Source organism: Limisalsivibrio acetivorans, assembly GCF_000421105.1.
In the GTDB taxonomy this organism is placed as follows: domain Bacteria; phylum Chrysiogenota; class Deferribacteres; order Deferribacterales; family Geovibrionaceae; genus Limisalsivibrio; species Limisalsivibrio acetivorans.
In genome coordinates this window covers 1,170,914-1,188,507 of the sequence record NZ_ATWF01000001.1, presented here as the reverse complement: position 1 = coordinate 1,188,507, position 17,594 = coordinate 1,170,914, and the positions used below count along the sequence as shown (strand labels likewise).

The following is a 17,594-nucleotide window of genomic DNA, read 5'->3' as shown; positions in this document are numbered from 1 at the left end:
AGTCCAGCAACCTCTGCGGCGATATTTAAATCGTTTTGTTCGTTCACTTACCCCGATAAACCCTTTCATTTTATCTCCGTTTCAGCTATTAAATCATATTCCCAACACAGGAGGAACCTTTGGAAGCTCTTCTGAGACTTGCGATACTGTTTATAGTCGGAGTACTGCTCTTTGCGGCATCAATCCCCGTACAGGCATTTGTGCTCAGGATAGTTGCAAAGATCGCCGCCGGCTTTGCGCCCGGCTATAAAAACATGATGGTAATAACACTTATGACATGGGTGTTCAGCTTCCTCACATGGGTTACCGTAATCTCCTTCTGCAGGGCATTCAATATAAATATGCTCTTTTCCATCTATCTATCAACAGCTCTGGCCGCATGTATACCTCCGCTCACCTTCGGGCGGATGATTAAACCCACACCTAAAGATCCACCTATAGGTATATGGCGGGGTGCGGCAATGTTCATAATATACATGACGATCCTTACAGCATCATTCTATGCGGCTAAACTGATAGTTTAGAAGTATATCTCGGGCTCTTTCCTATCTGCGCAGTTCTCATGGAGCCATTTTGACCACTGCTTTACCTGCGGTATATCAAGGTATCTGGCACCCGTGGGGCATGTTTTCACACATGCGTTGCAGAGTATGCACCCCTTTGGGCGGGACTGTGCGGCATCCCTCATCATTATTATATTAACCGGGCATCTATCTGCGCATTTGCCGCACTTCGCACAGCGGTTATAGTCGGTATCCGGAGATACTCCTGCGGGGGTTTTACGCTCCTTGTAAGGTCTGTTCCCGGGGACTTCGGGATCCGCATCCTCCGGGGAATCGAGCTCGCCAGCTCTGGCCATGAGGCTTCGACCGTACTCCACAGCCTTCTTTTTGTCCTCTTCATCGGGTCTCCCTTGGGCTATGGGTGTTTCCTCGGTGGAGTATGAATGCTCGCCGATGAAGGCAGCGGCGGATATTACATGAAAGCCGAGCTCCTCCGCAAGGTCTTCCAGCTCCACAAGGGCATCATCGAACTCCCTGTTGCCGTAAAGGCATACAACCGCACAGGGGGAGCCGTGGGCGGTTATGTCTTTGAGCCTGTTCACAGCTGTCTCAGGTACCCTGCCTGCATATACGGGCACCCCTATTATCGTCAGGCTGTCCTCGGGTATGCGGTAGTTTTCGTTAACCGGGTTTGTAAGATCGATTTCTATGGTGTCCCCGAGGGGTATACCCTCTGCGGCGGCTTGCAGTACGCTCCGGGTTGTTCCTGTGGGTGAGAAGTATATGATAACGGTCCGTTTTAAAGTCATGGCTCCTCCATATTATAATCGTTGAGTTATTTTTTAAGGATATATCGTTGAAGGAAAATCTTCAATAGGTTAAAAGCTGTATATTAGCAGGATGATGGGTGTTTTTATCCCCCCTTTGTGCCTTGCAGGCAGGGCTTTTCTCAAGAATATTTAACACATAAACCAGTAACAATTCCTTTACTTTTGTGCAAAAGACTACTAGAAGATTCAGTCCTCCCTTATACAGTAACAGAATCCGGAGAAAATTATTATGGCTCAGACTAGAAATCAGCGGCTGAGAAATATTGCCGTTATAGCCCATGTTGACCATGGGAAAACAACCCTTGTGGACGCCCTGTTCAGGCAGAGCGGACTTTTCAGGGAGAATCAGGAAGTGGACGACCGTCTTATGGACAGTATGGACCTTGAACGGGAACGTGGTATCACCATCGCCGCCAAGAACTGCTCCGTAAACTGGCAGGATATAAAGATTAACATCCTCGATACACCCGGCCACGCCGATTTCGGCGGTGAGGTGGAGCGAGCTCTGTCTATGGTTGATGGCGCTATCCTCCTTGTGGATGCCTCCGAAGGACCCCTCCCCCAGACACGATTTGTTCTCGGAAAGGCGTTTGAGGCGGGCTTGAAGATTATCGTTGTTGTAAACAAGATCGACCGTGCCGATGCCCGTGTAGATGAGGTGTTGGATGAGATATACGACCTCTTTATCGATCTCGGCGCAGATGACGAGCAGATCGAGTTCCCCGTTCTTTACGCCATCGGCAAGCAGGGTATCGCTAAGGAAAACCTTGAAGACGAGGGAACGGATCTCCGACCCCTCTTCGACAGGATCGTCAGCGAGATTCCCGGGCCCGCCTACGATGATGCGGAACCCTTCCAGATGCTGGTAAGCGATCTGGGATATTCCGACTACCTCGGCAGGCTCGCCGTAGGTAAGGTTATCAACGGCTCTGCCAAATCGAACGAGACGCTTGTCCGTATCGGGAAGGAGAACGACCTCCAGACACTTCGTGTGAGCAAGCTCCAGATATACGAAGGTATGGGTATGGTTGAGGTGAACGAGGCGGAACCGGGGGAGATCGTGATCGTCTCCGGCCTTGATGATATAACCATCGGTGATACCATTTGCACCAAGGATGCGCCCAAGGCTCTCAAGCGTATACAGGTGGATGAGCCCACGGTCTCCATGCGCTTCTCCACAAATACAGGCCCCCTTGCAGGAAAAGAGGGGAAGTTTGTTCAGGCTTCCAAGATCAAGGAGCGGCTCACCAAAGAAACGCTCATGAACGTCGCCGTTAAGTTCGAGGAAACAGAAGATAAGGATTCCTTCGTTGTTAAAGGTAGGGGTGAATTCCAGATGGCTATCCTCGCCGAAACCATGCGCAGGGAGGGTTTTGAGCTGTGCATCGGAAGGCCGGAGGTTATCTTCAAAGAAAGGGACGGCCAGCTCTGCGAGCCCATCGAGAGCCTTTATGTGGACTGCGAGGAGATCTTTGTGGGTGTTGTTACCGAGAAGCTTTCCCTGCGTAAGGGCAGGCTCACCAATCTCATAAACAACGGTACCGGCCGTGTCCGCATGGAGTTCTCCATACCCAGCCGGGGGCTTATCGGCTACCGTGATGAATTTCTCTCTGACACAAAGGGAACCGGCATCATGAACTCCCTCCTTGCCGGATACGAACCCCACAGGGGTGAGATACCCTCAAGGTTCACAGGCTCCATCGTATCCGACAGGGCTGGTAAGGCTGTTACCTATGCTCTTTTCCACCTTGAGCCCAGGGGTAATTTGTTCACAAGACCCGGCGATCCGGTATACGAGGGTATGATTATCGGCGAGTATAACAAAGAGAATGATATGAATGCCAACCCCTGCAAAGAGAAGAAGCTCACAAACGTTCGTGCTTCGGGCAAGGATGAGGCTGCTGTTCTCACACCCGTTCCCCCCATGACGCTGGAGAAGGCTATTCATTTTATCGCAGAGGACGAGCTGGTGGAGGTTACTCCTGAGTCGATTCGCCTCAGAAAACAGGTTCTTTCAGCCCAGGAAAGGCACACCAACAGGGCGAAGAAACTTTCAGGTAAAAACTAGTTGATACACCAAATAGAAATATAAATTTCACCAAGGCGGTCTTTTCAGGGCCGCCTTTTTTATTGTCTGTACCATAACAGAGCCAAGGTTTTGCAACTGTCTGATATAAATTGTAACTAATTGCTAGAATGTAGAAAACAGGCTCAGGAAAACTGTTTTCGTTCCATTAGAATAGATAATTCTGCAAAAATGTTTTGCAATTATTTTAGATATGAAATATAAATATATAAGTAATACATGCTAAGAATATATAGGCAGGAATGATTGATGCTGAAAAAGCAAATAACAAGGGGTATTTCAGGTGGAAAATATTGATGCAGTAATCGGTTCACTTGAGCAGATAACCCGGATCTTTAAGCAGTTTGAATCTCAGACAGTTGAGGTGGACGGGTACAAGCTGAGTGCTACCCAGATGCTTTTTTTGAAGATTATTAACGAAGAAGAGTGCATTTATGTCGGCAGACTTGCCCAGATGATGGGACGTTCCGCCGCCTCGCTTACAGCCATACTCGACAGGCTCGAGGAGCGGGGTCTGGCTGTGCGTGACAGAAATAAGCCCGATAGAAGAAAGGTTTTTGTTAGGCTGACAGAAACCGGTAGGATCGTTGTCGAAAAGCTCCCTGCCACTTCAAGAGACGACTTTCTTATGGAGTTTTCAAAACTTGATGATGATAAAAAGAAACAAATCAGCCTATCTATGCAACAGGTTATTGAACTCATGCAGAAAAGTCTGGACTACCGTACAGACGACTAAGTTTAAAACAGAGGAGACAAATGGAAAACGTTGAAAAGATCAGGGTTGAAAATCTGTTTAAGGTTTTTGGTCCTAAACCTCAAAAAGCTATAGAGCTTACTGAGGAGGGTTTCAGCAAGGAAGAGATTCTTGAAAAAACTGGCTCCACTGTGGGTGTTTGTGATGCATCATTCACTGTGAATCAGGGTGAGATCTTCGTTGTTATGGGGCTTTCCGGATCAGGAAAATCAACCCTTGTCAGGATGCTCAACAGGCTTATTGATCCCACAGCCGGGCATGTTTACATAGACGGTGAAGATGTTGCATCCATGCCCAGGGATGAGCTTGTGGAGATTAGAAGACACAAAATGAGTATGGTATTTCAATCCTTTGCACTGCTCCCCCATATCACAGTTCTACAGAACGTAACCTTCGGCCTTGAGCTAGGTGGAATAGATAAACAGCAGCGTGAGGAGAGGGCGATGAAGGCTCTGGAGCAGGTTGGGCTCGATGCCTGGGCTTCCAGCATGACAAACGAACTCTCTGGGGGTATGCAGCAGAGGGTCGGCCTTGCACGTGCACTGGCGGTGGATCCGGACATTATGCTCATGGACGAGGCGTTCAGCGCCCTTGATCCCCTTATCCGTACAGAGATGCAGGATGAGCTTGTTAAGCTGCAGGCGAAATCAAAAAGAACCATCGTCTTTATCTCCCATGACCTGGACGAAGCTATGCGTATTGGTGACAGGATCGCAATCATGGAAGGTGGACGTGTTGTTCAGGTTGGAACGCCGGAGGAGATACTTCAGAACCCCGCAGACGACTACGTTCGGGCATTCTTCCGTGGTGTTGACCCCACAAATATCCTCACAGCAGGGGATATCGCCAGCAAAACTCAGGTAACCATCCTCAGACACCCCGGGGAAGGACCCAGAGGGGCTCTGCAAAGACTTATCTCCCACGACAGGGAGTACGGCTATATTGTTGATGCTGATCAGAAGTTTATTGGAATGGTCTCCGCAGATTCACTCCGTGAAGTTTTGGATAAAAACGAGAAAGCTTCAATCGATGAAGCGTTTATCGATATGACACCCGCAGGGGCAGGGGACTCAATGCAGGATATCCTCCCCGAAGTGACAAACAAACCTTTCCCCATTCCCGTCCTCGATGAAGAGAGCAGATATATGGGAGTTATTTCAAAGAACAGGTTCCTCAGAACGCTCCATAGAAGCAACGAGCAGGCTGAGGAACAGCAGCAAGAGGGGGTTAAATAGTAATGGAATGGCTTAACTTTGACAAAAGACTGATCCCCATGGACCAGTGGATCCAGCAGGCCGTTGACTGGCTTGTTATGAACTACAGGGACATCTTTCAGATTATAAAGCTTCCTGTGGAAAAAACACTCGACAGTTTCGACTGGGCGCTTAATACCGTACACCCGCTTATCATTATAGCGTTATTCGCCTTTCTCTCATGGAAGTTCTCAGGAAAAAGGCTGGCGGTGTTTACGGTGTTTACCATGTTTCTCATAGGTTGGCTTGGCCTCTGGGAGGATGCGATGACAACCCTTGCCATGGTGCTCTGTGCGGTACTCTTCTGTGCTATTGTGGGAGTCCCCCTCGGGATTGCCTCAGGAAGGAGCGATAAGTTTGAGTTTGCGCTCCGGCCAGTTCTGGATGCGATGCAGACAACCCCGGCATTTGTTTACCTCGTTCCGGTGGTAATGCTTTTCAGTATCGGTACGGTTTCGGGTGTTCTTGCAACGATTATCTTCGCCATGCCCCCCATAATACGCCTTACCAGCCTTGGTATCAGACAGGTTCACCCGGAGCTTGTGGAGGCGGCGGAGGCCTTCGGCGCAACATCATGGCAAACTCTGCGCAAGGTGCAGATTCCGCTGGCCATGCCCTCCATTATGGCAGGGCTTAATCAGACGATCATGATGTCACTCTCCATGGTTGTTATAGCCGCCCTCATTGGTGCGGGCGGGCTTGGAACCCCCGTGTTCCAGGGACTTAATACGCTTGATATAGGACTTGCGACCATAGGCGGTCTTGCCATCGTTCTTATGGCCATGGTTCTTGACAGGATTACCCAGGGACTGGGTAAATAAAACATAGGAAAATATGATTAGGAGGATGTTATGAAAGCACTTTTACGTTTAGCAGCAGTTGCAGTACTCGCAGCAGCTCTCGCAATCCCCGCGATTGCAGACAACCACATGAAACCCGGAAAAGGGGTAGATGTGAATCCCGCAAGGGCAACATGGAACACAGGTTTCTTCCAGGCAAAGCTTGTCAGGATGGGACTTGAGGAACTCGGGTTCGACGTAGGAAGGAATAAAGACCTTCAGAACCCCATCTTCTACAAGACCGTTACCCTTGGCGATGTTGATTACTGGCCTAACGGCTGGTTCCCCATCCACAACGCTCAGCTCCCCTCAAATTTCTATGATCACGCTGACACCTACGGATACGTAGTTAAGGCCGGTGGTCTTCAGGGTTACCTTGCCTCCAAAAAGTACGTTGAGCAGTATAACATCAAGTCCCTTGAGGACTTCAAAAGGCCCGAAGTCAAGGAAGCCTTCGATGCAAACGGCGATGGCAAAGCTGATATGGTAGCATGCCCTCCCGGATGGGGATGTGAAAAGGTTATCGCTTTCCATATGGACGCATACGACCTTCACGACCACGTTAACCTTATCAAAGCTACATACGAGGCGAGCATGGCAGATGCCCTTGCACGTCATCAGAATGATGAGCCCGTTCTCTTCTACACCTGGACACCTAACTGGACCGTGTTCAAGTTCAAGCCCGGTGAGGACGTTCTCTGGATTAACGTTCCCGAAATCGTTCCCACAGACGCTCAGAAGGGAAGCGAAGACAAGATGGTTGCTTCCGGTGTTAAAGGTACCGTTACCGATCCCCTTAAGTTCGGTTTCATCGCCAGTGACATCCGTATAGTTGCAAACAAAGAGTTCGCAGAGAAGAACCCCGCAGCTAAGGTATTCTTCGAGAACTTCAAGCTTACCCTTACAGACATCGCCGCTCAGAACACTAAGATGAACAACGGCGAGAAGTCCGAAGCTGATATCGAGCGCCACGCTAAAGAGTGGATCAAGGCTAATCAGGATATGTGGGACTCATGGCTCGACAAGGCCAGAGCTGCAGCTGAGTAATTAAGCCTTTTACCTGAAACAAGTTAAACACAGGGGCGCATCCTTTAAGGGTGCGCCCTTTTTTTACATCATCCCCTTTTCCTTCATGAGCTGAATAACAATGGCTATCTTAGAGCCGGCCATGGTTCCGCCGAGGGAGAAAGCCACGGAGCATGCCTCAAGCACCTCCTCCTTTGTTGCCCCATTCTCGATAGCCTTGGAAGCCTGCCCGAGTATGCACCCCTCACAACCGGCAGCCAGTGCGCCGACCATCGCCATAAGGCGCTTTGTTTTTGTGTCGAACAGGCCCTTCTCGTAGGTTTTTGAATAATGCTCTTTAAATAGGGGCCCCTTGTCATTCTCCTCTTCAAGGTATCTCCAGAATGCGGATGATATTCCTTCATACTTCTCTGTAATTGTCATATGCACCTCCTTTGAAATTGACTTCAAGATGATTGTTGTATATTCTCGCCCATTAGTCCAGCGAATAGATGTGATGAGTACTATGAATATAATTGATGGGTGAGTGATGAACCTCTCTATAGAGAACCTGAGAACCTTTGTAAGCATTGCGGAAACAAAGAATTTTACTAAAACATCCCGGCTTATGAATATGTCTCAGTCTGCTGTGAGCATGCAGATGAAAAGGCTTGAGGAGGAGATAGGGAGGCCGATTTTCCGAAAAGAGGGGAGGAGCCTTGACCTGAGTGAAACAGGAAAGGTACTTCACAATCATGCACTCCGTATACTGAAGGCCCACGACAGTGCATGCTCTGAGCTGAACGAACCGGATATGCAGGGGACGATAACAATCGGAACATCGGAGGATTATTCAACACTCCTCCTCCCCGAAGTTCTGGGGAGGTTCGCAGAGATATATCCTCATATAAGGGTAAATACCTATTGTGACAGCAGTCATATACTGCGGGATAAGGTGGAGGAGGGACTTTTGGATCTTGCTGTTCTGTTTGGGCACTTTGAAGGGGGACGCCACGTATGCAGCGAAAGGATCGTCTGGATAAGCTCAAAAAACTTTGTACATACAGAGAATGAGCCTGTTCCGCTTGCTCTTTATCCAGACTACTGCGCCTGCAGGAATGCCGCCATGGACAGCTTGAACAAGACGGGACTGGATTATCGGATTGCCTATGAAAGCCCGAGTACTTCTGTTCTCAAGGCCGCTGTTAAATCAGGTCTGGCAATTGCGCCGGTCGCTGAAAGGATATACAGCGAGGAATTCAAAAAATTAGGCGCGGAATGTGACCTGCCGGAGCTTCCGTATATACCTGTATCTATCCATGTTAGAAACAAAAGCAGGGTAGCGCTTAAGCTGGAAGAGTATATTGTAGAGGCTTTTAGAAAGGAATAGTCATAAAATAGGATTCTTAGTGGATTTTACCTTTAAAATTAAGACAAGATTGGTATACTAAACAAATCAAGCTGAAAAAGGTGAAATATGAAGCTGTCAGATAAGTCTGATATATCGATGCAGGAGAGTGTTAAGAGGCTCGAGAAAGAATGCAGCAGAGCAGGACTGAAGCTTACGCACCAGAGAATTGAGATATACCGTGCCCTGCTTGCCAGTGATGAACATCCCACTGTTGAGATGCTCCACAAAAGGTTCAAGGAGACCATGCCCAGAATCTCATTTGACACCGTATATAGAACGCTCGTTACCTTCTCCGAGGCTGGTATTGCCAGAAGGGTTTATACATCGGACAGCCAAGCCAGGTATGAGGTTGAATCGGTAAGGCACCACCATCTTGTCTGTTCAAAGTGCGGCAGTATAACGGATTTTATTCCGGCAGAGGATCCGGAAACACCTGCTGGTGTTGAGAAATGGGGGGACGCCTCGAGGGTGTGTCTAGTGGTTGAAGGTGTCTGTCACGACTGCAGTGCAGGATAATCAATTCTGTGTTTTACTGTTCTGAAATAAAGCAAAATGACACAAATGAGTCGTCTAGATATTAAGTTTATTTATTATTATAGTGAGCAAATACTCACATAAAAATAGTCCGGTAATAAGTTTTATTCCAGTCTGGATGAAATAGAACATTAAAATAGTAATTGCTCATTTTTAAAGAAAAGCGTATAAAAAAAATATGGCACTTAGAGACTGCAACGAAGAAGAGATAGATAACCTGTTGGAGCTGTTTAAGGCTCTTTCAAATCCGCTCAGGCTTAGAATAGCCAGGGAAATCTGCAAGAATCCGAAATACAGCTTTGAATTGGAAGAGCTTTTCAATTGCGATCGTTCCAATATTACCAAACATTTAAACATACTTAAGGATGCCGGCGTCATAAAGCCGTATAAAGAAGGGCGCAAAACCCTTTATGTTATGCAGGCTAAGTATGTTAAATCACTTCTCAACTGTCTGGACCAGGAAAGATATCTGCAGTTTCGAAAGGAAGCCGAAGAACAAAGCTCTGATGTAATATGACTAAAGGTCAGTAAACGCCTTGATGTCATAAGCTTTTGTTCATATTTACTATTTGTACCCAGTAGTCATTTTAACCTAAATTTTACCTTCCAATGTTTTCAGAAAAATAATAACTTTGAATACTAGTGGTATAGTAGAATAATGACATGTGGAACCATTTAACAAGTGAGCAAAACTTCACCTTATAGTTGGCATTGTTGTATCATGGGAGCTATTTTTCTATATGCAATTAATTGGAGGTAGTAAGGAATGAAAAAGCTTACGGTATTTATTTTCGCAGTTGTATTTGTTGTTTCCAGTCTGACAGCGTTTGCGGCATAGCCCGTATCAATCGGTACAGCTCGTGATGCCCTTGTAGCAGAAGCACTTAAATGTATTACAGAGGTAAACGTAGATGATGTTCAGTCTATGATGGATAAGGGCGAGGATTTCGTTCTCCTCGATATCAGAGAAGCTGTTGAGCAGGGCTTTGTTATAGCTGGCGGGGTTGTTAAGCGCATCCCCAGAGGCCTCCTTGAGTGGGTAGCCGGCAAGCAGATCGGCCTTGATGAGAAGGTAGTTGTATACTGTAAAACCGGCCTTAGAGGCGCCTTCGCAACTAAGAGACTTCAGGAACTCGGATATAAGAACGTTGTAAACCTTAAAGGCGGAATCGTTGCATGGATGGAAGCTGGCAAGCCCATCGCTACCTATATCGGCAACGTAGTTCCCAAGGACTATAGCTTCAAGTAGAACACTCCAATATAAACACGCATTACACCAAATTACGCGCAAGACCTCTAACAAAAAAAGGCACCGAAAGGTGCCTTTTTTTGATCGTGACAGTTTTAACCGGATGAAATCTTTTAAGCTCATTTACCAGTTACAAAATACTAATTATGCAGTATTGCAAAATGTGGACAATGATAACATTATGTAATGATGCGTTACTGTATGTAGCGTAAATATAATATTATGGAGAGATGCAGTTATGCCTGGAAAGTTCGTAATTCAAAATTCAATTGATGGGCAAGTCTACTTTGTCCTCAAGGCCGCTAATGGGGAAGTGATACTCAATAGTGAAACATACCGTTCAAAGCAGAGCTGTAAAGACGGTATTGAGTCTGTAAGAGAGAATTCGCAGTATATAAGTAATTTCGAGAAAAAAGTAAGCATAAGAAATGATCATTATTTCAATCTGAAAGCAATGAATGGGCAGGTTATTGGGACAAGTGAGATGTATACCACCAGTGCTGCCAGAGATAAAGGAATTAGTTCTGTAATGAATAACGCACCTGATGCCAGCATTTCTGACGAAACCTGAGAGCATAAAAATTGTGCCCCAGCCTTAGCTGGGGCAGATTTATTTATTCTGCTAGTCATTTCTGAACAGCTGCAATGATTATTGGGAATCGCTTTTTCCTCCCAAGCATCGTGCTTGCTCGTCAAAAGGCCAGTGAATTTGCTTCCGCTCACGTCCTGTTCGCTCTTCCTCGCTTTTCGCTCGGCGCAAATTCCCGTTCGATTCCCGCTACATCCGTGATATTAAAAAACCCGGCAAAAGCCGGGTTTTTTAATATGCCGAAGGGGGGAATCGAACCCCCACAGTATTGCTACTAACGGATTTTGAGTCCGTCACATCCATTTTTATATTGTTTACCTCGTTTTACTAGCAAGCACATTCTTACTTATTAACAATGTATTACGTGCTATAAGTTGACAAGCGTGTTACCCATGTTTACACTTGTTTATTACTTTACGAGTGTAAAACGAGTGTAAAAATGATACTGATTAAGACACAAAAACAAGGAGTATACTACTACGAATCAGCTAAAAAAAAATACAAAGGGAAGCCGGATCGTTGCTTTTACATAAAATACTACTATAAGAATAAGCAGATACAAGAGAAAGTAGGTTGGTTGTCAGACGGGTACTCAGCTTTATATGCTTCGCAGAGACGTTCCGAAAGATTACTGGGTAGTGTCAGAAAGGTAGATGTACTGACAGTAGAAAAGGCATCAGAGCTATATGTTATTAACGCAAAAGAAAATAAATCTTCATGGATAGATGATAAAAGAAGACTGGGTCTGTTTGTGAAAATGTATGGTTCTCTTCATATTGATGAAATAACTCCGCGTGATATTGAGATATTTATTACAAAAGTCAGAGCGAGAACGCACACAAGGAAGGGAGGAGGGACAGTTGCTCCGGCGACTGTTAGGCAATACAAGCAAGTTGTGCATCGCATGTTTAACTATCTTGCGGAAAATGAACTCTATAATCAGCGTAATCCAGCTTCTTTAGTGACTGTGAGTGTCCCAGATAATACAGTCGTTGAAGCGCTTACAGATGAAGAGTGCGCTGCTCTTGTTCAAGCATGCACACAGAATGAGTATAGGGATAACGGTGGCGAGCTTATACTTCTCGCATTATACACTGGGCTAAGGCTTTCATCACTCTTTAGGCTTAAATGGTCAGATGTAAATTTGGCAAAAAATACTCTTACTCTTGGGGAGACAAAGAATCGTCGTAAAGATTATGTATTGCTCTCTAAGAAAGCATTGAGAGTGCTTGAGAAGGTAGGAGAGAAAGGGGATTGTGAGTATGTATTTCCTTCGCGTATGGGGGGGCAGAGAAAGGATATAAGGACTCTCTGGGCAAGAGTTAAGAAGGATGCAGGTATTCGTGAACATGTCAGGTTTCACGACATTAGACATACATTTGCGACAAAAATGCTTGAGGCTGGGGAATCACTCACTGTAATCTCGAGGCTACTGCATCACAGCAGCGTTACTGTGACACAGAAGTATGCACACATTAGAGATCGGCAGCTACAGGCAGCAGCAGCAAGGGTTGATTCAATGTTCAGTGAGACAGAGAACACGTAGTGACGTGATAATAAGAGAGCCGGCTTGTTGAGTCGGCAATGCTTCACTGTAGGTAGTTGTTGGTTGCTGCAACTGCCGGCTCACATCAGAATATACATTTTCTGACCGCTTTTTTTCCTGACGAAGTTGGTTCTCGCCCTTATTTTGTAAGGGTAACATTACACATCGTTTTAATTTAACACCATAATCGGGTGACGGGTCCTCTGCAGGGGGGTATGCCCTGTAGCGGGACGCAAGACACGCGGGTTTTGCGTGTTTTTGCAGTTGTTTTTCCGTTGCGGTGCAGGTTGATAAGGGTTATCAGGCAATTAGCCGGATAGCCCTTTTTTTGTAAGGTGCCGGCGAATGTCTGATAGAATACGGCAATATGGGGTGCTTTGCCATCTGCTTGGCGGCGTTGGGTGGGTTGCCAAGCAGATGGCAATTCTAATCTCGGTTAAAAAAAGGCGTTTACGCTTCCAGGCAGGACGTAAGTTATTGATGATTGTTTGAGCTAAGAGGAGAACAGCCCCAAAACAGCCTCAAAACAGCCCCAAATTTCTGATTGTGTCTGTGGGGTTAATACACTATGTATCAGTAATATTAAAGGTTTTATAACGGTGTTTTCGGCTCAACAGCCCAAAATTTTCGAGCCTTGCCAAATTATTTTCTGGGAATTTTAAAAACACTCGATTTGGCGCTGTTGAGGCTGTTATTTTTGTGAAAATTGCTTAAAATTAATCTATAAATAATTGATAATCAGTACTGTTTACTTGTACAAATTTGTTATTTTAATCTATACCTTTTGGGGCTGTTTTGAGGCTGTATAAAATAAGGCAATATTCATTATATATCATGTAAGTGATTTTACAATATATGAAATTTAATAAGGCAATATTCTTTTATTTGAGGCTGTTTAAATGTATGCATGCAATAAGTAGTGTATTAACAATAATATATGATAGAATTTATAATGCTTTAAATGTTTCGAAAAAGTACGAAATAAGCTTACTACCTGCAATTTACAGCAACATTTAGACAATCATAGTTGGGGCTGTTTGAAAATCAACGTTGTGCAATACAATTAATAAAATAATTATAGAAAATACATGGTAGTAAGCGATAAAATGAATAATCTTAAATTATAAGTTTATGTTTAGTGAATAATAAAAGGGGGTTGAAATTGGTACTTTTGCTTATAGTTAAAGGCTAAAAATGCATTCATGAGTGTATCTGATGTTCTGTATTAGCAATTTGCCTTATATTATAAGGCTAACATGACTATGAACGTCGAAATAATGACGGTCATATTGCATAAAACGTCTAGAATTGAGCTCGTAAATTTACCAAGCAGATGGCTATGAGAAAATAAGTTAATCATTAGAAAATACAGAATCCAGAATATAGTACTATAAATAACACGTGTAGAATGCAATAAGGGATTCAGTAAGCAGTAAACAGATATAGCATATCAATGCTTATTCAGTCTTATAAGTGTATGAAGTATAGATTGTTAACAAGCATAAATAGTATGTTTAATGCATTTATGCCAAGAGGTGTCAGATAGCACGATTGGTGTGATAGGATTGAACCCTGGAGGCAATGTGTTATTCTGTCTGCATATTAAAGAACTGTGCCGGCACTTATAGGTTTTTGTAGATAAGCATCTGTATCCACTCTGTGGGTTCAAAGACTTCGCCTGTATTGAGGTCTATGATTTCACCTATGATACTGTTAATTTTGAAAGTTCTCATGTCATTTCTTAGCTCGCAGAATGTGTTGATATAATAGAAGTCTGTGCGATATACATAAACATCTCTTTCGGTAATTTCTCCATGATTAGACCTATACTTAAAGTGGATGTGTTCTTTAAGTCCATGCAGGCTTTCAATACCAATGTCAGGCGGTAAATCAAAATCATATTCAGGAGGTAATTCATTACTGGACCAGTCACTAGATTCGTTCTTGTTATTGTCTATATTGTTCTTGGTATTGCTTGAATTGATAGGGTTAAGAAAAAATGCAATTATGAAAGAGGCAATGGACAACAACCAGCTCTTATTGAAAAGAAATAGAACGGCCATAATGAATAGGAAAGTCCCGCTTACGATGCGCAGTTTGTACATAACATTACCCTGCATGATAATTGATTATATATAACATTATGTAACAATATACCACACTTTAGAGATATGGCTATAGATTGTAGTTCTTTTTTATTTCGAGGAGTCTGTCTTTGATTTGCTTGACCATAGTCGGCGGTGCGTAATCGTTCAGCAGCTGAATGAGTTCAGCGACATCTTTTCTCATCTCTGGCTCTTGTCCAGCTCCGTTTATGTTGATTGTGTTTGAGCCGCCGGCTTCCATCCGGTTATTACTACCGATTGATACATTATTATTAGCATTGAGATCTTGGGAATATATTTCTCCTTTCCCTGTAATGAGCCATTCTTTGTTTACTTTGAAAAGTTTGCACATCTTATCGATATCACGCTTAGGTGGCTTTGACTTATTAGCTTCCCAAAACTGAACAGCTGTGTGAGTTTTATTGAAAATATCTGCAAATTGAGACTGTGTTAACTTGCTATCATTCCTGATAAATTTGATTCTCTGCCCGAAGTTCATAATATCCTCTTGCATGATCTACACAAAACAATGTTGACATATGCATAATGAGTGCATAATATCTACATTATAGATTATATAACATTACACATCATACAGAATATGGTTGGAATGAGCAATCCAATACTATGAGTATAGGTATATCAACTTGAGTTCTGTATGCCCCGGGCGCTGATGTAAGTACATGAGCAAGATAAGAGGAGCTGAACAGTGAGAAAGAGAGCGAGACTTTTGCGTGAGCGTATTCCTGCCCTGCAGGCACGGATAGCAAAACTTGAAGAATATCTAGGCTGCGGATTCAGCCAGGCGGACCTTGCTAGACGTACTGATGTGCCTACTCCGCATGTTAGCCTGTATTTCAGCGGAAAACTCGACAGCGAGATGCTCGAAGCTGCAATAGAAGAGATGATATCAGAGAAGAGGGAGAGCAGTGATGCTGAAGAAGATCTTGAACATGTTTCTTAGACCGAAAGAGAGACCAGTGCAAAGGGTAATGGAGCTAGATGGGCAGCGAACCGTGTTGGGGTGTCGAGTAGTGGAGGTTGATAAGAATGATATCGGTTAAGAAAAGGACATGCGAACAGGTGATGAGGCTTTTGATGTTTGAGCTTTCCGCTGCAGGGCATAAGCACAAAGATATTGCCGAGATGCTTGGCGTATCTGTAAGCGCAGTAAAAAAATACAGTCTTGGCGAGCAGACGCCGAAGCTTGAGTCATTCCTCCATCTCATCAGAGAAGTACATCCCCGCGAGACATTAGAGAAAATAGCTGCAATTGGAGGTGGGCTCTATATCCCTCTTCCAGCCTATGAGGGGGAGACTGCTGCTATCATGAGCTGTATGAGCGACTTGGGGAGGGAGTTCTCCGATGTAGTTGACCATGTATCAAAAGCTGTACACCCCGATTCAGACGGCGGAACAAATGTATCCAGAAAGGAAGCTACTGAGCTCCTTAGAGAGATAGAGGATGTACTCGAAAAAACGCTGTTGATGAAGCAGATAGTAGAGGAGGCAAAGAAGTCATGAACATTCAGTTCGACTGCATGTATCTGGTATACAAGAATAAGAGGCTTCATGCGAAGAAGAAGGTGAGAGTATCTGCAGAGACCTGCAAAGAAGCAGAGACAGCTTGTATACGAGCTGGAAAAAGACTCTATCCTGAATGCTATATCGACGTGAGAAGTATAAAAACTGCGGGGTACTGAGATGTCCGGAAGCATAGACAGTTATATTACAGCAGCGGTATCAACAGCTTTGAAACCTGTTATAGAGGACCTGACGAAGCAGATCGATTTGCTTGTGTATATATCAACTCAGGCATCGGAAAAAAAGTACAGTGATGACCAGCTTCTGGATGACCGGGAAGTGGCCAAACTGACTGGGATGTCGACATCGACATTGAGGAACATGCGAACTGCGAAAACAGGTATACCCTACACGAAGGTAGGCAACAGTGTGCGGTATCGAATGGGAGATATACGAAGGTACGTTGCCGGCAACTTACAGCGTGTTATAGGCGACGAGGCATTGTGATGCGTCTTTCTGTATCAACGGATATTACATATCGCTTTAAAGAAGTGAATGTCCCTTTTTTGCGGCTGCATGAGATAACTTCTAGCGTGAACTATTCCGTAGGTATTTTTGAGGGGGGGCATCGTCACCGTGATCATATGAAAGGTGTGTCTGAGTTGTTTATGTTTGATTTCGATGACGGATATCCTCTTGAAGAGACGCGCAAACGAATGCTGTCACTTGGTATTACATCTCTGGTAGTAACGTCAAAGAGTCATCAGAAAGAAAAAAAAGATAAGCCGTCATGTGATAGATATCGTCTTCTTATTCCCCTCACATCTCCTGTGAACCTAGAGTTTGGGGAATACCAGCTATTTTATGACTATCTCGCTGATTTGCTCGGGATACTGCAGAATATAGATAAGACAAAGGATCCGACACGCTTTTTTTTCCCTAACCCTAACCAGCAAGTACATTATTTGCTGACTGGGAAAGTACTTGATTTTCCCGTGTTATATAAAAACTTTGGTGCTGTGCAAGAAATGAAACAAGCAGAGGAGTGCAAGCAGCAGAGGAAAATTAAAAAGAGATATAAGAAGGAGACGGGCAGAACTGCCGGGCTAAAAAGGAATGAGCTCCCCCGAACGACATTGATAGAGGTAAAAAAGGGTAGAGGGCTTGAGTCTGTGCCTTTCGAGGATCTTGAGTACATAACAAGCGAACGGGTCTCTGTGCGGTGTCCTAGTCCTACTCATCCTGACAAAGATCCATCGGCCTTTGTAGCCAGGCATAAAAACGGGTCACTTATGGTTAAATGTATGTCCTGTGATTATCTCGCATATATCGGGGATGTGTGATGTATAGAGTCTTTATCCCAGTT

At 44.6% G+C, this 17,594-nt stretch carries 21 protein-coding genes; 17 read left to right on the top strand and 4 right to left on the bottom strand.

Annotated elements, in window-relative coordinates:
- Positions 1-119: 119 nt before the first annotated feature.
- Positions 120-524, top strand: a complete 405-nt coding sequence (locus K300_RS0105695) for a hypothetical protein (protein ID WP_022850704.1) — start codon at positions 120-122, stop codon at positions 522-524.
- On the opposite strand, the gene K300_RS0105690 is transcribed toward K300_RS0105695, so the two are convergent.
- Entirely contained in the window at positions 521-1,312 is a 792-nt protein-coding gene (locus tag K300_RS0105690) for a 4Fe-4S dicluster domain-containing protein (protein ID WP_022850703.1), read from the bottom strand. The two genes, K300_RS0105695 and K300_RS0105690, sit on opposite strands and share 4 nt — an antisense overlap.
- 250 nt (positions 1,313-1,562) lie before the next feature.
- Between K300_RS0105690 and typA the strand changes: the two genes are divergently transcribed.
- The 5 genes from typA to proX all read left to right on the top strand — a co-directional run bounded on the left by typA (position 1,563) and on the right by proX (position 7,312).
- Positions 1,563-3,401 carry a translational GTPase TypA gene (gene typA / locus K300_RS0105685; RefSeq protein WP_022850702.1) on the top strand — a complete coding sequence of 613 codons (1,839 nt, stop codon included), beginning with the start codon at positions 1,563-1,565 and terminating at the stop codon, positions 3,399-3,401.
- 301 nt (positions 3,402-3,702) lie between these two features.
- Positions 3,703-4,155 carry a MarR family transcriptional regulator gene (locus K300_RS0105680; RefSeq protein ID WP_022850701.1) on the top strand — a complete coding sequence of 151 codons (453 nt, stop codon included), beginning with the start codon at positions 3,703-3,705 and terminating at the stop codon, positions 4,153-4,155.
- Between the two features lie 20 nt (positions 4,156-4,175).
- Complete coding sequence (gene proV / locus K300_RS0105675) at positions 4,176-5,408, top strand: glycine betaine/L-proline ABC transporter ATP-binding protein ProV (RefSeq protein WP_022850700.1); 1,233 nt, start codon at positions 4,176-4,178, stop codon at positions 5,406-5,408.
- Between the two features lie 2 nt (positions 5,409-5,410).
- Positions 5,411-6,247, top strand: a complete 837-nt coding sequence (locus K300_RS0105670) for an ABC transporter permease (RefSeq protein WP_022850699.1) — start codon at positions 5,411-5,413, stop codon at positions 6,245-6,247.
- A 30-nt stretch (positions 6,248-6,277) separates the two neighbouring features.
- Positions 6,278-7,312: a glycine betaine/L-proline ABC transporter substrate-binding protein ProX gene (gene proX / locus K300_RS0105665; protein WP_022850698.1), complete on the top strand. Its 1,035-nt coding sequence runs from the start codon at positions 6,278-6,280 to the stop codon at positions 7,310-7,312.
- Between the two features lie 63 nt (positions 7,313-7,375).
- On the opposite strand, the gene K300_RS14705 is transcribed toward proX, so the two are convergent.
- Positions 7,376-7,714 carry a carboxymuconolactone decarboxylase family protein gene (locus K300_RS14705; protein WP_022850697.1) on the bottom strand — a complete coding sequence of 113 codons (339 nt, stop codon included), beginning with the start codon at positions 7,712-7,714 and terminating at the stop codon, positions 7,376-7,378.
- 106 nt (positions 7,715-7,820) lie between these two features.
- Here K300_RS14705 and K300_RS0105655 point away from each other — a divergent pair, with 106 nt between their 5' ends.
- The 6 genes from K300_RS0105655 (at position 7,821) to K300_RS0105630 (ending at position 12,599) form a co-directional block, all read left to right on the top strand.
- The gene (locus K300_RS0105655; protein WP_022850696.1) at positions 7,821-8,660 is read left to right on the top strand and encodes a LysR substrate-binding domain-containing protein; all 840 of its coding nucleotides are present in this window, start codon (positions 7,821-7,823) and stop codon (positions 8,658-8,660) included.
- Between the two features lie 87 nt (positions 8,661-8,747).
- A complete protein-coding gene (locus K300_RS14700; protein ID WP_022850695.1) occupies positions 8,748-9,197 on the top strand; it encodes a Fur family transcriptional regulator in 450 nt (149 codons plus the stop codon).
- Between the two features lie 196 nt (positions 9,198-9,393).
- Complete coding sequence (locus K300_RS14695) at positions 9,394-9,732, top strand: ArsR/SmtB family transcription factor (RefSeq protein ID WP_022850694.1); 339 nt, start codon at positions 9,394-9,396, stop codon at positions 9,730-9,732.
- A gap of 330 nt (positions 9,733-10,062) precedes the next feature.
- Positions 10,063-10,464, top strand: a complete 402-nt coding sequence (locus K300_RS14690) for a rhodanese-like domain-containing protein (protein WP_347336504.1) — start codon at positions 10,063-10,065, stop codon at positions 10,462-10,464.
- Between the two features lie 238 nt (positions 10,465-10,702).
- Positions 10,703-11,035 (top strand): YegP family protein, encoded by a 333-nt coding sequence (locus K300_RS0105635; protein ID WP_022850692.1) that lies wholly within the window; start codon positions 10,703-10,705, stop codon positions 11,033-11,035.
- Between the two features lie 457 nt (positions 11,036-11,492).
- The gene (locus K300_RS0105630; RefSeq protein ID WP_022850691.1) at positions 11,493-12,599 is read left to right on the top strand and encodes a tyrosine-type recombinase/integrase; all 1,107 of its coding nucleotides are present in this window, start codon (positions 11,493-11,495) and stop codon (positions 12,597-12,599) included.
- Positions 12,600-14,221: 1,622 nt separating this feature from the next.
- On the opposite strand, the gene K300_RS0105625 is transcribed toward K300_RS0105630, so the two are convergent.
- Both K300_RS0105625 and K300_RS16040 read right to left on the bottom strand, forming a co-directional pair.
- Positions 14,222-14,662 (bottom strand): WYL domain-containing protein, encoded by a 441-nt coding sequence (locus K300_RS0105625; RefSeq protein WP_162139855.1) that lies wholly within the window; start codon positions 14,660-14,662, stop codon positions 14,222-14,224.
- Between the two features lie 112 nt (positions 14,663-14,774).
- Complete coding sequence (locus K300_RS16040; protein ID WP_022850689.1) at positions 14,775-15,203, bottom strand: helix-turn-helix domain-containing protein; 429 nt, start codon at positions 15,201-15,203, stop codon at positions 14,775-14,777.
- A gap of 210 nt (positions 15,204-15,413) precedes the next feature.
- Here K300_RS16040 and K300_RS0105615 point away from each other — a divergent pair, with 210 nt between their 5' ends.
- The 5 genes from K300_RS0105615 to K300_RS0105595 all read left to right on the top strand — a co-directional run bounded on the left by K300_RS0105615 (position 15,414) and on the right by K300_RS0105595 (position 17,571).
- Positions 15,414-15,668, top strand: coding sequence for a hypothetical protein (locus K300_RS0105615; protein ID WP_022850688.1), 255 nt, complete (start codon positions 15,414-15,416; stop codon positions 15,666-15,668).
- A gap of 86 nt (positions 15,669-15,754) precedes the next feature.
- A complete protein-coding gene (locus K300_RS0105610; RefSeq protein WP_022850687.1) occupies positions 15,755-16,228 on the top strand; it encodes a helix-turn-helix domain-containing protein in 474 nt (157 codons plus the stop codon).
- A complete protein-coding gene (locus K300_RS0105605; RefSeq protein ID WP_022850686.1) occupies positions 16,225-16,407 on the top strand; it encodes a hypothetical protein in 183 nt (60 codons plus the stop codon). The genes K300_RS0105610 and K300_RS0105605 overlap by 4 nt, the downstream gene beginning before the upstream one ends.
- Before the next feature lies 1 nt (position 16,408).
- Positions 16,409-16,735 carry a helix-turn-helix transcriptional regulator gene (locus tag K300_RS14680; protein WP_022850685.1) on the top strand — a complete coding sequence of 109 codons (327 nt, stop codon included), beginning with the start codon at positions 16,409-16,411 and terminating at the stop codon, positions 16,733-16,735.
- 161 nt (positions 16,736-16,896) lie between these two features.
- Positions 16,897-17,571, top strand: coding sequence for a hypothetical protein (locus K300_RS0105595; RefSeq protein ID WP_155827565.1), 675 nt, complete (start codon positions 16,897-16,899; stop codon positions 17,569-17,571).
- Positions 17,572-17,594: the final 23 nt, after the last annotated feature.